12 protein-coding genes are annotated in these 15,070 nt (G+C 37.8%); 5 read left to right on the top strand and 7 right to left on the bottom strand.

Features of this window, described 5'->3' with window-relative positions:
• The first annotated feature begins 199 nt into the window (after positions 1-199).
• From CQ022_RS19605 to CQ022_RS19595, 3 genes are all read left to right on the top strand, one after another.
• Complete coding sequence (locus tag CQ022_RS19605; protein ID WP_228421799.1) at positions 200-2,527, top strand: hypothetical protein; 2,328 nt, start codon at positions 200-202, stop codon at positions 2,525-2,527.
• A 75-nt stretch (positions 2,528-2,602) separates the two neighbouring features.
• A complete protein-coding gene (locus CQ022_RS19600) occupies positions 2,603-2,839 on the top strand; it encodes a hypothetical protein (protein ID WP_105683976.1) in 237 nt (78 codons plus the stop codon).
• Positions 2,840-2,847: 8 nt separating this feature from the next.
• Positions 2,848-4,317: a M20/M25/M40 family metallo-hydrolase gene (locus CQ022_RS19595; RefSeq protein ID WP_105683975.1), complete on the top strand. Its 1,470-nt coding sequence runs from the start codon at positions 2,848-2,850 to the stop codon at positions 4,315-4,317.
• A gap of 383 nt (positions 4,318-4,700) precedes the next feature.
• Here the strand turns inward: CQ022_RS19595 and ilvA are convergent, their stop codons facing one another.
• The 7 genes from ilvA to folP form a co-directional block, all read right to left on the bottom strand.
• Positions 4,701-5,963 (bottom strand): threonine ammonia-lyase, encoded by a 1,263-nt coding sequence (gene ilvA / locus CQ022_RS19590; RefSeq protein ID WP_105683974.1) that lies wholly within the window; start codon positions 5,961-5,963, stop codon positions 4,701-4,703.
• Positions 5,964-5,974: 11 nt separating this feature from the next.
• A complete protein-coding gene (ilvC, locus tag CQ022_RS19585; RefSeq protein ID WP_105683973.1) occupies positions 5,975-7,021 on the bottom strand; it encodes a ketol-acid reductoisomerase in 1,047 nt (348 codons plus the stop codon).
• A gap of 46 nt (positions 7,022-7,067) precedes the next feature.
• Positions 7,068-7,349, bottom strand: coding sequence for a hypothetical protein (locus CQ022_RS19580; protein WP_062671248.1), 282 nt, complete (start codon positions 7,347-7,349; stop codon positions 7,068-7,070).
• A 10-nt stretch (positions 7,350-7,359) separates the two neighbouring features.
• The gene (gene ilvB, locus CQ022_RS19575; RefSeq protein WP_105683972.1) at positions 7,360-9,084 is read right to left on the bottom strand and encodes a biosynthetic-type acetolactate synthase large subunit; all 1,725 of its coding nucleotides are present in this window, start codon (positions 9,082-9,084) and stop codon (positions 7,360-7,362) included.
• Between the two features lie 6 nt (positions 9,085-9,090).
• The gene (gene ilvD / locus CQ022_RS19570) at positions 9,091-10,773 is read right to left on the bottom strand and encodes a dihydroxy-acid dehydratase (RefSeq protein ID WP_228421797.1); all 1,683 of its coding nucleotides are present in this window, start codon (positions 10,771-10,773) and stop codon (positions 9,091-9,093) included.
• 179 nt (positions 10,774-10,952) lie between these two features.
• Positions 10,953-11,825 (bottom strand): branched-chain-amino-acid transaminase, encoded by an 873-nt coding sequence (ilvE, locus tag CQ022_RS19565; RefSeq protein WP_105683970.1) that lies wholly within the window; start codon positions 11,823-11,825, stop codon positions 10,953-10,955.
• A gap of 369 nt (positions 11,826-12,194) precedes the next feature.
• On the bottom strand, positions 12,195-12,965 hold the full coding sequence (folP, locus tag CQ022_RS19560) for a dihydropteroate synthase (protein WP_185126830.1): 771 nt from the start codon (positions 12,963-12,965) through the stop codon (positions 12,195-12,197).
• A gap of 418 nt (positions 12,966-13,383) precedes the next feature.
• On the opposite strand from folP, the gene CQ022_RS19555 reads away from it, so the two are divergent.
• On the top strand, positions 13,384-13,950 hold the full coding sequence (locus tag CQ022_RS19555) for a DUF1599 domain-containing protein (protein ID WP_105683968.1): 567 nt from the start codon (positions 13,384-13,386) through the stop codon (positions 13,948-13,950).
• A 1-nt stretch (position 13,951) separates the two neighbouring features.
• Positions 13,952-15,061 carry a BT_3928 family protein gene (locus CQ022_RS19550; RefSeq protein ID WP_105683967.1) on the top strand — a complete coding sequence of 370 codons (1,110 nt, stop codon included), beginning with the start codon at positions 13,952-13,954 and terminating at the stop codon, positions 15,059-15,061.
• Positions 15,062-15,070 lie beyond the last annotated feature (9 nt).

The raw sequence follows: 15,070 nt of genomic DNA, 5'->3' as shown, positions 1-15,070 counted from the left end.
AATGATTTTGTCATTTAATTTTATCAGAGGGAAGACCCATGAAAACATTAGATTAAATCAATGTTATACTCTGTTAAAAACTTTTTTACCATCATAAATATTATTAATTTTGACGTAGTTTTTTTACATGAAAAGGGGTTTACTGTTATTATTTTTTATAATCAGCTTGTTGGGGTATTCGCAATCAAAAATTAAGGTTGTGGATGACGCCAGTCAAAAACCTGTCTCTAATGCTAAAGTGTCATGTGACAATACAATCATTGGATACACCAATGAACAGGGCATTCTGGAGTTTAAGACAGGATGCAGAAACATAGATATTGACGCTGATTCTTACCAGAAAGAAACCATCACAGTAGAAAGCAGCATGGAGGTTTCCCTCCTCAAAAAAACTTCAAAAACCACCAATATTGAAGCGGTAGTTATTGAAGATAAAAGTGATCCCAGAGCATTGGAAATCCTCAAAAAAGTAAATAAATTATTTAAAGAGAATTCTCCAAAAAGTTTAGGTTCCTATTCTTATAAATCTTACGAAAAAATATCTCTGGATATTGACGAAGACAGTCTTTCCCAGTTTAATCAGTACTTCAATGATTTAAATCTTTTCAAGAAAAAAAGAGAAAAGGACTCATTGAATAACATCAACGCAAGAAAGATATTTTCAAAAAGCAAACTTTTTCTTTGGGAAAGGGCACAAGAGTTTTTATATTCCAAAAAGTATGGGGAAAAGATCAATATCCTGGACAACAGAATCTCCGGTCTGAGGCAGCCTATCTATGAAATGATCGCTCTTCAGCAAAGTAACAGAGATGTCGTTCCCGAGCAGTTGAAACCGGAAAACAGAGGATTGTACAGATTTTTCCTTTCAGATACCGTTACCCTGGACGGAAGAAAAAACTTTGTGATCCGCTTCCGTGAAGTAAATTATAAAAAGCCAGACAGAAAGCGAAAATATAATGGAGCTATTTATGTAGATACTGAAACGTACGGAGTTAAAAAAATTGAAAATTTCAGTAAAAACAAAAACGAAGGAATTATCACCAGTACCTGGGTATTTTACAATAACAAATGGTTTCTTGCCCATGAAAAAGCCAAGCTTAAAATGGGTAAAATGGCCATGGATGACAAAGAACATGCTGATGATAAGAAAGACAAAAGAAGCTTTGGAACCTATGCATTTCTGACCTCAAAATATTTTGATTTTGAAGCACCTATTGAGGAAAATCCAAAAGATTTCAAAGGCTATACCTTCTCTGTAAAAAATATTGACGGGCATTCTCTGGATCAGTACAGAACCGATCCTCTTACCGACAGGGAACAGAATACCTATAAAACCATTGACAGTTTAGGTAAAAAGTATAAAATTGACAGTAAAGCACAGATTTTATCAGGATTACTGAACGGACAGATCAGAGTGGGCTCTGTAGATTTTGCTGTAGATGAGATTGTCAATTATAACTCTTATGAAGGATTCAGATTAGGGTTAAAAGCCAAGCTTAATGAAAACTTCAATCCTTATTTTTCACCCGATTATTATTTCGCATATGGTGTGAAAGACAGAAGGTGGAAATACGGAATGGGCCTTGATATGAAAACTACACTGGAAAAAAATTCATTTTTCAGGTTTGAGGTTTATGATGATGTAACCGCATCAGGAGAATTCAACCGGAAGCTTTGGAATTTCAAAATGAGAATGATGAATTTCGGGAATAACTTAAACAACGACCGATATTTTCACTTTAAAGGATTTTCATTATCCTATCTGAATGATGTCACTAACGGACTTACCGTTGCCCTGGCAGTAAGAAGAAATACAGAAGCTGCAGAGTTCGACTATCAGTTCAGAGACAGAGGAACTTCATACAGGAATTTTAATACATTATTTACCTTAAAATATTCTCCGAATTCTACCAATATTATGACTCCTCAAGGGAAATCACTGATTGACCAGAAATACCCTGAGCTTTATTTTAATTATGAACAGAGCTACAAAATACTGCAGGGAGACTTCAGTTATTCACGTTTTGATGCCCTTTTTGTTCATAATTTCAAAACACCCATCGGAACTACCGGTTTCAGATTGTATGGTGGAGTCGTTTTAGGAGGAGCACCGATCTGGAAAAACTTTACCATGAACGGACTTGCCTCTCCGGGAAAAGATTTTAATTTCAACCTTACTTCTTACCTTGGTTTTGCAACACTGGAGGGCGGAAAATACTATAACGATAAATTCGTAGCCTATTACTTTACCCACAAACTGCCTTGGTATTTCAAAAGTTTCGGGCACAATGTTTCTAGCTTTGATTTTGTTCTGAGAGGGACAATCGGAGATATGAAGCATCCGGAATATCATCAGTTCAAGTTCAGAAAATTGGATCACCTGTATCAGGAAGTAGGTTTGGAATGGAACAATTTCCTTTCCAGCTATTTTAATCTGGGGCTATTCTACAGAGTGGGTTATTATGCAACACCCCATTTTAAAGAAAATTTTGCCATCCAGTTTAAACTGAAGTTTCTCGAGTTTTAATACCCCGGCAAATACAAATTCTTTATTTTTGAATCAGAATTCAGAAATATCCAACGATAATATATAAAAAAGAGCATGCAGAAAATCGAAATCAAAGCAGAACAGTTTTTTGAATTATTAAAATTAAAAGACACTCCGATGTGGGAGATTTTCTCACAGATGATTGATGGAAATGAAAAGGAAATTATCTTTTTAGACCATGAAGACAAGATCCTTTTTAATTATATTTTACCTTCTACACAGGAAAAACTGGAAGAAGACAGAAAGGAATTTTCAAAACAGTTTTCAGATAAACTGGCTCACTTCAATTAAGAATTCCCATGAATAAAAATTATATTTTTTCTTTACTGGGGCTTTTCTTATTTACCATAGGAAATGCTCAGAATTATAAAAAACCATTGGTTTCAGCCATCAAAGAATCTGATCTTCGTACCGATATGTATCAGCTTGCCGCAGACCAGTTCTGGGGTCGTGAAGCAGGAACGCTGGATGAATTGAAAGTTTCTATGTGGCTTGCTGATAAAGCAAAAGAAGCAGGCATGAAACCGGCCGGAGACCATGGTACTTTTTTCCAGTTTTTTGATATGTACAGACACCAGGTTATTCCTCAAAGCAGCCTGAAAATTGGAGATACAAGTTTGAAATTATGGAAAGATTTTCTGGTTGCTGAACCTGTGAATGCTTCTGTAGATGCTGAAATTGTGTATGCAGGAAATGCAGAACCTGAAGATCTTGCGAAACTGAATATCAAAGGAAAAGTTCTTGCGGTGAATGCTTCAGACAAAAACATTTCAAAAGATATGACTCTTTTTGTGAGAAGATATCCCGGATTTGTAAGAAACAAATACTACAATAAAGCTGCGGAACTGGGAGCTAAGGCAATCATCTTCATTACCGATGATACTTCTGAACAAAGCTGGATAGAAGTACTGCCTCAAATGACAAGAGGAAGCTACGGTGTGGAAGGACTAAGAGAGAAAATCACGAATAATATACCTGTTTTATGGATCAAAAGAGAAAATGCCGGCTGGGTAAAAAATAATCCTAAAGCTTCTCTGAATCTGATTACTGAAACCTACAAATATCCGTCAGTTAATATTATCGGGAAAATAGAAGGTACAGATCCTGTTCTGAAAAATGAATATGTTTTGCTAAGCGGGCATCAGGATCATGACGGTATCAGGCATCCTGTAAAGAATGACACCATCTATAACGGAGCAGATGATAACGCAAGTACCTGTGTTGCGATGCTGGCTATGGCTAGAGCTTATAAAAAACAGCCGGGAAAAAGAAGTATTCTGTTTGTTTTCCATGGAGCTGAAGAAAGAGGCTTGCTAGGGTCAAGATGGCATGCAGCCCACCCTGTTGTTCCGAAAGAGAAAATTGTAGCTGTACTGAATGGTGATATGATCGGAAGAAATGATAATAATGAAGCAGCACTGTTAGGAGGAAATGCTCCTCATAAAAACTCTGAAGAATTGGTAAAAATGGCTGAAGAAGCCAATAATGAAAGCACAAAATTCAAATACTTAAAGGATTGGGATTCTCCGAGTCATGCTGAGTATTTCTATTTCAGAAGTGATCATCTTCCTTATGCTAAAATTGGGATTCCTGCTATATTTTTCACCAGTGTACTGCACGACCAGTATCATACACCACAGGATGAATCTGAGAATATCAATTACAAAAAGCTTTATAAAATGACCGAATGGATGTACAGAACATCCTGGAAAGTAGCGAATGAAACTGAAAGGCCGAAAGTGATTTCTAATTTTTCGCTTGAAAGATAAGCAAAACTGAAAAAATTGAACCATTAAGAAGGATTTAGGCTGTAAGGAAAGTTAAGATTCAAATCAATTTGAATGAAGCAATCTGCTTACTAAATATCGAAAGATATTCTTCTTCACTATTCTTAAAATTTTAATCGATCTTAATGGTTCAAAAAATAAAAGCTTCACAGATTGTGAAGCTTTTTTCATCATTGTGTTTTTAGAATCTGATTGTGTACGAAATAATTTAATATTGAATATGTATTTAACCATTAAGGAAAATTCAGATTGTAAGGAAAGTTAAGATTCAAATCAATTTGAATGAAGCAATCTGCTTACTAAATATCGAAAGATATTCTTCTTCACTATTCTTAAAAGCTTTATTAATCTTAATGGTTCATTTTTTAAATAAGTAAATTCATCAGGGAAGGATCATTATTCAGATAGTTGACAAAAAAATCATATTGTTTCATCTTATCAATCAAAGGGGTAAAGTCTTTATTTTGTTTCAGAGCAATTCCTACGACTGCAATTCCTTTTTCTTTTGAGTTTTTCTGGGTATACTCGAAATAAGTAATATCATCATCGGGACCTAAAACATCCATCACAAAAGCCTTCAATGCTCCGGGACGCTGTGGAAATCTGACCAGAAAATAGTGTTTTAATCCTGCATGCAGTAATGCTTTCTCTTTGATCTCCTCCATACGGGTAATGTCATTATTACTTCCGCTGATAATACACACTACATTTTTACCTTTTATTTCCTCTCTGTATTTTTCCAATACAGCCACTGAAAGGGCTCCCGCCGGTTCTACCACGATAGCATCTTTATTGTATAACGACAATATGGTTTCGCAGACCAGTCCTTCATCTACAGTAGCCATATCATACAGGATATTTTTACAGCGTTCAAAAGTAAGATCTCCCACTTGTTGTACTGCTGCCCCATCTACAAAACGGCTTATCTTTTCAAGAAGAATGGGTCTTCCTTTTTCTAAAGCTTTTTTCATACTTGCAGCAGCAGAAGGCTCTACCCCAATGATCTTTGTTTGGGGAGACAAATGTTGAAATACTGTACAGATTCCTGCCGCTAATCCGCCACCGCCAATCGGAACAAAAAGATAATCAACACTACCTTCTGTCTGCTCCAAAATCTCGAGTGCAGTTGTGGCCTGCCCTTCAATAATGGCCGGATCATCAAAAGGATGAATAAATACACTGTTATGGTCTTCGCAAAACCTCATCGCAGCGTCTTTAGCAGCATCGAAAGTATCTCCGAAGAGAATCACATCTATATATTTTCCACCGAACATTTTTACCTGTTCAAGTTTTTGTCCGGGGGTTGGCAAAGGCATAAAAATAGTTCCTTTCACCTTCATTTTCTGACATGCAAACGCTACTCCCTGTGCATGATTTCCGGCACTGGCACACACTACTCCTCTGGAGAGTTCTTCCTGAGACATCGTTGCCATCTTATTATACGCTCCTCTTATTTTATAGGATCTTACTCTCTGAAGGTCTTCTCTTTTAAAACTGATGTTCGCTTCATAAATGGCTGACAAATTATTATTGACAGCCAAAGGTGTTTTTACCACTACATTTTTTAATCGCTCCTCCGCTTTATAAACATTCTCTAAAACGGAGGAACCTACTTCCTCTTTCATCATCTGTTCAGTTATTAATTGTTTTCAGGTCTCAGACTTCGCACCGTCTTACCCGCTTTCCACATTTCACTTTCTCTTAGCTCAGTAAGCTCTAATTCCAATTTTTCACGATAATCAGGTTTACTGTTGCTGTCTATGGAACGTTGAGCTTCGTTTCCTTTCGCTACGTTGTCATACAATTCTTCAAACAAAGGTGAAGTGGCATCTCTGAAACGCTTCCACCAATCCAGAGCCCCTCTCTGAGCAGTAGTACTACAGTTGGCATACATCCAGTCCATTCCGTTTTCTGCCACTAAAGGCATTAGGGACTGAGTCAATTCTTCTACCGTTTCATTGAACGCTTCTGAAGGGCTGTGTCCATTTTTCCGCAATACATCGTACTGAGCGGCAAATATTCCCTGTACAGCGCCCATCAATGTTCCTCGTTCTCCGGCAAGATCACTGTATACTTCTTTTTTAAAGTCGGTTTCGAACAAATATCCGCTTCCTATCGCAATCCCTAATGCTGTTACTCTTTCTCTGGCTTTTCCTGTAGCATCCTGGTACACGGCAAAACTGCTGTTCAAACCTCTGTCCTGCAGAAACATTCTTCTCAATGAGGTTCCTGAACCTTTTGGCGCTACCAGAAATACATCTACATCGGCAGGAGGAACAATTCCTGTACGCTCACTGAAAGTAATTCCGAAACCATGAGAAAAATATAATGCTTTCCCTGGGGTAAGATGCTGTTTTACTTTTGGCCAGTACTCAATCTGTGCGGCATCACTCAGAAGATAGCAGATAATAGTTCCTTTTTCCAAAGCTTCTTCAATTTCAAATAAGGTTTCTCCCGGTACAAATCCGTCTGCTACTGCTTTATCCCATGATTTGGAGTTTTTTCTCTGTCCTACAATGACATTAATTCCGTTGTCTTTCTGATTCAAAGCCTGTCCGGGTCCCTGTACTCCATATCCGATCACTGCCACGACTTCATTTTTTAATACTTCCTGAGCTTTTTCCAACGGAAATTCTTCTCTTGTTACTACGTTCTCCTCTACTCCTCCAAAATTCAATTTTGCCATTTTTTTTGATTTTATAATTATTGATTATGATGTTTAATTTTTGTGTTTAGCTTGCATATTCTACAGCCGTCAGGTATGGATTTCTATGATAATGTACTTCCAGAACATCTACCTGTTTTTCCATTTGTCTGCTAATCTTCTGAACAGAATCTTCCGTTTCTCTGATCACAATGACAAACTTTTTTACTTTTTCTATTTCGGAAGGCCCTACATTGAAGGTCACCATAGAAATTCTTCTTCTTGAAAAAATAGCATTGATCCGGCTGATCAATCCTAAGTAATCTTCTGTATACGCGGTAATGGTATATTCTTTATGATCTGTTTTCATCTTTTTATTGTTAAGCTTTATTATTTAATACAATCTCCGAAACACTTTTTCCCTGCGGAATCATCGGAAATACATTGTGTTCTTTTCCTGTCATGACTTCAAGGAGGAAAGAGCCTTTATGATCGAGCATTTCACGGAGAGCCCATTGCAAATCTTCTCTCTCAGACACTTTATTCCCTGATATATTGTAACCTTTGGCAACCTGAACAAAATCAGGACTCTGAATGTCTACTGAAGAATATCTTTCTTCGTGAAACAACTCCTGCCACTGCCTTACCATTCCCAGATAGCAATTATTAAGGATCAGAATCTTCACTTCGGGATGATACTGCATAATGGTTCCCAGTTCCTGAATATTCATCTGAGCCCCGCCATCTCCCATCACCGCAATCACAGGACGATTGGTTCCTGCATATGATGCTCCGATGGCTGCGGGAAGACAAAACCCCATTGTTCCCAGTCCTCCGCTTGTGACATTCGTTCGGGAATGTTTAAAATGAGAATAGCGGCATGTTGCCATCTGATGCTGTCCCACATCCGTTACAATCACTGCCTCACCATCTGTCATCTCATTCAGATGACGGATAACTTCTCCCATTGTGATCTCTCCTTCTTCAGGGTAAAGCTCTGTATTGATAAGATTGATACTTTCCACTTCATGACATTTTTTAAACCGATCATGCCAGTCATGATGTTCTCTTTTCATGATCCTTTCCGTAAGAAGAGGAAGCGTATGTTTGCAGTTTCCAAGAACCGGAACATCAACTTTTACATTTTTATTGATCTCTGCGTTATCAATATCAAAGTGAATAATTTTTGCCTGTTTTGCATACTGATCCAGTCTTCCGGTTACGCGGTCATCGAATCTCATTCCGATAGCAATAAGAACATCACATTCGTTGGTTAATATATTGGGGCCATAATTCCCGTGCATTCCCACCATGCCTACAGCTTGAGGATGATGAGTAGGAATGGCACTCATTCCCAGAACAGTCCATGCTACCGGAATTCCTGATTTTTCGGCAAACTGCAAAAATTCTTTTTCAGCTTTCCCCAACATGATTCCTTGTCCTGCAATGACAAATGGTCTTTCTGCATTATTGATCAATTCTGCAGCTTTTCCTATGCTTTCCTTACATGGATCAGGATCTGGTTTATAACTTCTCAATGAATGACATGGTGAATATCCTTTATAATCAACAGACTGGAGCTGGGCATTTTTGCTAACATCTATCAATACAGGACCGGGACGGCCTGATTTTGCAATGTAAAATGCTTTTGCCAGTACTTCAGGAAGTTCATTCGCATCAGTCACCTGATAATTCCATTTGGTGACCGGACTAGTGACGTTCATTACATCTATTTCCTGAAAAGCATCCGTTCCGAGAAGGTGTTCAAAAACCTGTCCCGTAATGCATACCAGAGGCGTATTATCCAATAAAGCATCTGCCAGTCCTGTCACAAGATTGGTTGCTCCGGGACCACTGGTAGCCAGAACGACACCCACTTCTCCCGATACTCTTGCCAGACCCTGTGCTGCATGTACAGCTGCCTGCTCGTGACGTACAAGAATGTGTTTCAGGTTTTCTTTATAATCATAAAGAGCGTCATAGATAGGAATAATGGCACCTCCAGGATATCCGAAAACGGTTTTCACTCCTTCCTGAAGAAAAGCTTCAAGAATGATGCGGCTTCCGCTAAGTTGTATTTCTGTTGATAAATTCAGGTTTTCCATATACTTTTATTGAGTGATTTCGTCCGTTACACAGCCTTCTGCAGCTGATGATACTGTTAATGCATATTTATAAAGCAGTCCTTTCTGTACTTTAAGCGGTGGTTTTTGCCATCCTTTTTTTCTTCTTTCTATTTCTTCTTCTGAAACTTTGAGCTGTATGGTGTTATTTACGGCATCAATTTCAATCAGGTCATCATTGTTTACAAAGGCTATCAAACCTCCTTCGTGAGCTTCGGGAGTGATGTGTCCTACCACAAATCCGTGGGTTCCTCCGCTAAATCTTCCATCGGTAATCAAGGCAACGCTGCTTCCTAGCCCCGCTCCTATCAAAGCACTGGTAGGTTTCAACATTTCCGGCATTCCGGGAGCTCCTTTGGGACCTTCATGGCGGATTACAATGACATCACCATGCTGTACGGTTCCATCCTGAATTCCTCTGATAAGATTTTTTTCGCCGTCAAATACACGGGCTTTTCCTACGAAACGCTCACCTTCTTTTCCTGTAATTTTGGCTACACTTCCTTTCTCTGCAAGGTTTCCGTATAATATTCTCAGGTGTCCGGTAGCTTTTACAGGTTCTGACAGAGGTTTTATGATTTTCTGTTTATTAAAATCCAGATCGGGAACATTTTCTAAATTTTCAGCCAGTGTTTTTCCGGTTACAGTCAGGCAATCCCCATGTAGTAATCCTTGTTTTAAAAGGTATTTCATTACTGATGGTATTCCTCCGTGTTCATACAAATCCTGCATCAGGTATTTTCCGCTGGGTTTCAGGTCTGCCAATACCGGAGTTACATCGCTCATCTTCTGGAAGTCATCCTGAGTAAGAGGTACTCCAACACTTTTTGCCATGGCTATAAAATGTAAAACAGCATTGGTACTTCCTCCTAGAATAACAATCATGCGAAGGGCATTTTCAAAAGCTTTGCGGGTCATGATATCTGAAGGTTTGATGTCCTTTTCCAGTAATACTTTGAGATATTTTCCTGCCTCATGGCATTCTTCATGTTTTTCCTTGCTCAAAGCGGGATTGGAAGAAGAATATGGAAGACTCATTCCTAATGCTTCTATGGCGGAGGCCATGGTATTGGCTGTATACATTCCACCACATGCCCCGGCTCCGGGACAGGAATTTTTTACAACTCCATCAAAATCTTCCTCTGTGATTTCTCCAGCAATCTTTTTACCCAGCGCTTCGAATGCAGAAACGATATTGAGCTGTTCGCCTTTGTAGCAACCAGGAGCAATAGTCCCTCCGTACACCATGATCGATGGCCTGTTCAGCCTTCCCATTGCAATAATAGTTCCCGGCATGTTTTTGTCGCAGCCTGGGAGAGCAATCACCCCATCGTAATATTGTGCACCACAGATTGCTTCGATACTGTCTGCAATCACATCACGGCTTACCAGAGAATAGCGCATTCCATCTGTTCCGTTGCTCATCCCGTCACTTACCCCAATGGTATTAAAAATCAATCCGGCTAATCCATGATCCCATGTTCCTTTTTTTACCATTTTAGCCAGATCATTCAGATGCATATTACAGGTATTCCCGTCGTAGCCCATACTGGCAATTCCGACCTGAGCCTTGTGCATATCTTCTTCTTTAAATCCTATCCCGTACAACATAGCTTTGGCAGCGGGTTGTTCACTGTTTTGTGTGAATGTTTTTGAATATTTATTTAACATATTATCCTGCATTTTCTGTTCTTTTCATCTGCTTAGAATGAGTTTTTTTAGTAAATTCTGATCCAAAACTACTGTTTGTAATATTCTTTTCATTTTCAATTCTTCAGAAAATTACAATATTCAATGGTTTAAAAAACAGATGTATTTATTTGATAATTAACAATTTAAATCTTAAAAATTTACAATGACAGAACTCTCACCAATTTCAAATATGCCTGCTGTACTTTACCACTTGCTGTATTTTCCCAGTTTTTGGTAAAAGGAACATCATCAAGGGAATCGAGGGCAACAATCTCTGCAGCCGTACCACAGAAAAAACCTGCATCGGCACCACGCATTTCTTCCGGTTTAAAGAAGGTTTCTTTCACAGGAATGTTGAGTTCATCACAGATTTCCATGACCGTTTGTCTTGTGATTCCCGGAAGGATACTTCCTTTGCCCGGAGTAAATAAAACTCCGTCTTTTTCGTAGAAAACATTGGCACCTGAGCTCTCTGCAACATTTCCGTCCTCATCCAATACCAATGCTTCATCATAGCCTTTGTCTTTGGCATCCTGACAGGCAAGTATCGAGTTTACATAATGTCCTCCTACTTTGGCTTCAACCTTAAAAGCCTTAGGATTAGGACGCTGAAAAGGTGAAGTCATAATCTTCATTTTATCTGCCAGATATCCGTTATTCCATTCCCAGGCAAGAAGAGACAGATAAGATTTTTGACCTTTTGAAAGTGACATATTGGGCGAACATGTAACCAATGGACGGATATAAGCATCCGTAAAACCATTACGGTCCAGAAGCTCATACGTAAGCTCTGTAAGCTTGTTCACGGAATAATCAAAGGGAATATGCATCAGTTCTGCAGATCTTTTCAGTCTTTCATAATGTTCTTTTGCTTTGAAAATTTTGGTTCCATGATCTGTGCTGTAGGATTTAATTCCTTCAAAAACAGAGTAACCATAGTGCAGAGATTGTCCGTAAAGGTCTGTTCCGGCATCTTTGGCTTTCCTAAATTTTCCGTCAAAGTAGATGATCGTGTCGTCGTTGTAATACATGTTATAAGGTTTAAAAAAATTAACAAATGGGAATAAAAAAAGCCCTCTCACAGTGTGAGAGGGCTCAATATATGTACAGTCATACATTTTCCTTCTCACAAACGCAAGGGAATAATAATGACGATAATAATTACTGATAATAACTGATACATATTTTTTACTATAAAAAATTAAAACAAAAAAAACCGTTTCATAATTTGAAACGGTTCTATATATAATTTAAATTAAAATCTATTTAAAATGCCGTTTCCTTCCTGTTGTTAATGACAACAGCAATAATAGAAATGACAATAATATTTTTCTGATTCGTAAAATTCATATTGCAAATGTATAAACTTTTTAATTACTCACAAGTTTTTTTCACACTTTTTATTTTTTTCGTAAAAAATGAGTCAATGTTTCCTTTGCCTGAACCACATCGTGAACCCTTAGAATCTTTGCGCCCTGTTCCAAAACTTTTAGGTGCAGTTTCTGTGTTTCTTCATTGATATCCAAAGGGGATTTCCCCAGCGGTTTGTAGATAAATGATTTTCTGGAAATACCTATTAAAAGAGGAAATTTTCCGAATCCCAGATATTCAACTTCGTGAATCATTTTCATCTGATCTTCTACTGTTTTTCCGAACCCAAAGCCGGGATCAAGAATAATATCGTTCACTCCTTTTTCTAAAAGTTCTTTTGTTTTTTTTGAAAAATACCGGTTCACTTCCAGCGTAATATCTTCGAACTTTATTTTATCGTGCATGGTTTTATAGGAAGGATTTACATGCATCAGAATGTAAGGAAGCTTTGTCTGAGCCGCTGTATCAAACATCTCCTCATCATACTGACCTCCTGAAATATCGTTGATCAGATCAATTCCTTCATTAAATCCGAATTTTACGGTTTCTGCATAAAAAGTATCCAGAGAAATCAGGGCTTCCGGAAATTCTTTTTTGATCAGAGAAATAAGATTTCCAATTCGTTTTATTTCATCATCAGCACTTAAAAACTCAGCATTGGGACGTGTAGACTGAGGACCGATATCCAGTATTTCAGCACCTTCATTCAATAGTTTTTCCGCATGTTGTAAAGCGGAATTTTCATTATTGAATTTTCCACCGTCAGAGAATGAATCCGGAGTAAGGTTGAGGATTCCCATGATCTTTGGAGTGTCGAGTTGTACTAAACGACCATTGCAGTTGATGGAGTAGGTTTTAGGGTCTGAGGGTTGGAGGGTTTGGGAGTTGGAGAACATGGAGTTTATATTTAATGAATGATAAATGATAATTGATGAATGATTTTATATCCTGCAAAATTAGTGATTTGTGAGTTTTTAATAAGAATTTAGAAGCTGGAAATTAGAAATTGCAAGCTGGAGGCTGGAAGCTCAATTCGTACTTTCAAACCAAAGCTCGGTAAATTGAATCTTGAAATTCTTACCTCAAACACTCTCTAACCCTAAAACTCTCAAACTCTCCAACGCTCAACCCCTCTCAACCCCTCTCACTCACAAACTCAGGTCGTCAAATTCAAAAATCTAAAACCGAATTCGTATATTTGGAAGATTAAGAAAATTTATGCTAAAAACATCAGTACAGTTCGAGAAAATTATCAGTGAATGCCGTGATCTTTTCGGTAAAAAATTACAGGATTATGGTGCAGCATGGAGGGTTTTAAGACCCAGCTCTATTACAGATCAGATCTATATCAAGGTCAATAGAATCCGTACACTGCAGATGACTGATAAAAAAATGGTGGATGAGAGTGAGGAAGGTGAGTTTATCGCAATTGTAAACTATTCTATCATTGGACTTATTCAGCTAGAGAAAGGTCTTTCCAATGATTTTAATGAAAATAAAGAAGAAATTTTAGGTCTGTATGATCAATATGCCAATGAAGCCAAAGCTTTAATGGAAAGAAAGAATCATGATTATGGGGAGGCATGGAGAGATATGAGAATCTCTTCCATCACAGATCTTATTTATCAGAAAGTATTACGAACCAAACAGATTGAAGACAATCAGGGGAAAACAATCGTTTCAGAAGGTCTTGATGCCAACTATTTCGATATGCTGAATTATGCAGTCTTCTGTCTGATTAAGTTCTCAGAACAAGGAAATCAATTCGAACCCAAAAATATTTAATATGCTCAAAGGTTTATTACGCTTTATTATTGCTGTTATTTTTATCCTTTCAGGCTTTGTAAAAGCCGTGGATCTGGTAGGTTTTTCTTTCAAAATGGAAGAATATTTTGCCCCTCCGGTTTTCAATATGCCGTTTTTAGAAAAGTTTGCCCTGCTTTTTTCCATCATTGTAGTGGTACTGGAGCTTTTCCTAGGATTTATGCTGCTGCTTAAATTAAAGCTTAAATTTACCTTATCCATATTAATTGCCCTGTGTATTTTCTTTGGATTTCTGACATTTTATTCAGCGTATTTCAATGTAGTAACCGATTGTGGATGTTTTGGTGATGCTATCAAATTCACGCCTTGGCAGAGCTTCCTTAAAGATGTTGTACTTCTTGTAGGATTGATTATACTATTTGTTCTTTACAGAAAAGAATTCCGCAAAAAAGATGAGTATGGAGTTACGGAGAAAGAGCCTTCCAATACATTTAAATATATCCTTTTAACAGTCTTTTCACTGGGAATGATCTACGTGATGGCACAAGGGATTATGCATGAACCGATCATAGATTTCCGTGATTATAAAATAGGAACAGATATTAAAGGTGAAAAAGTAAAAATCGAAAAAAACCCTTCTGAATACAAGACTTTCTATTCTCTGAAAAATCAGAAAACCGGAGCTGTTGTAAAAGTAAATCAGGATGATTACATCAAAAAAACAGAATATTGGGCAGAAGGTTCTCCATGGAAAATTGAAGAAGGCAAGAATGAGTCTGTACTAACCAAAGAGGGTTACAAGTCTGAAATTGTGAAATTTAAGATTGAAGACCCTACAGGAATGGACGCTACCAATGAAATCATTAATGCTCCAAAAGCGGTTTTGGTGTTCTCTTACCATCCCAAAGATGTTCCTGCAGATCTTCTTCAGAAAGTGGAAGCGAAAGTAAAAACTCAGAAAGGAGCTCTTATCTATGGTGTTTCTACAGAACCCAATACTTTTAAAACCATCAAAAATCTAATGATGGACGGAACTGCCATCAAAACGATAGCAAGAAGCAACCCATTTGTACTGATTCTTGAAAATGGAAAAATCATTGACAAACAGCCTGCAAAGGACTACGTTAATTAATTATAAATG

It is taken from the genome of Chryseobacterium culicis (assembly GCF_002979755.1).
In the GTDB taxonomy this organism is placed as follows: domain Bacteria; phylum Bacteroidota; class Bacteroidia; order Flavobacteriales; family Weeksellaceae; genus Chryseobacterium; species Chryseobacterium culicis_A.
This window is presented reverse-complemented; position numbering and strand designations above follow the sequence as displayed.

Bases quoted from the DNA above. Each gene is read 5' to 3' on its own strand.
- CQ022_RS19600 (WP_105683976.1), top strand. From the start codon at position 2,603: ATGCAGAAAATCGAAATCAAAGCAGAACAGTTTTTTGAATTATTAAAA.
- CQ022_RS19595 (WP_105683975.1), top strand. From the start codon at position 2,848: ATGAATAAAAATTATATTTTTTCTTTACTGGGGCTTTTCTTATTTACC.
- ilvA (WP_105683974.1), bottom strand. From the start codon at position 5,963: ATGATGAAAGAGGAAGTAGGTTCCTCCGTTTTAGAGAATGTTTATAAA.
- ilvC (WP_105683973.1), bottom strand. From the start codon at position 7,021: ATGGCAAAATTGAATTTTGGAGGAGTAGAGGAGAACGTAGTAACAAGA.
- CQ022_RS19580 (WP_062671248.1), bottom strand. From the start codon at position 7,349: ATGAAAACAGATCATAAAGAATATACCATTACCGCGTATACAGAAGAT.
- ilvB (WP_105683972.1), bottom strand. From the start codon at position 9,084: ATGGAAAACCTGAATTTATCAACAGAAATACAACTTAGCGGAAGCCGC.
- ilvD (WP_228421797.1), bottom strand. From the start codon at position 10,773: ATGTTAAATAAATATTCAAAAACATTCACACAAAACAGTGAACAACCC.
- ilvE (WP_105683970.1), bottom strand. From the start codon at position 11,825: ATGTATTACAACGACGACACGATCATCTACTTTGACGGAAAATTTAGG.
- folP (WP_185126830.1), bottom strand. From the start codon at position 12,965: ATGGGAATCCTCAACCTTACTCCGGATTCATTCTCTGACGGTGGAAAA.
- CQ022_RS19555 (WP_105683968.1), top strand. From the start codon at position 13,384: ATGCTAAAAACATCAGTACAGTTCGAGAAAATTATCAGTGAATGCCGT.
- CQ022_RS19550 (WP_105683967.1), top strand. From the start codon at position 13,952: ATGCTCAAAGGTTTATTACGCTTTATTATTGCTGTTATTTTTATCCTT.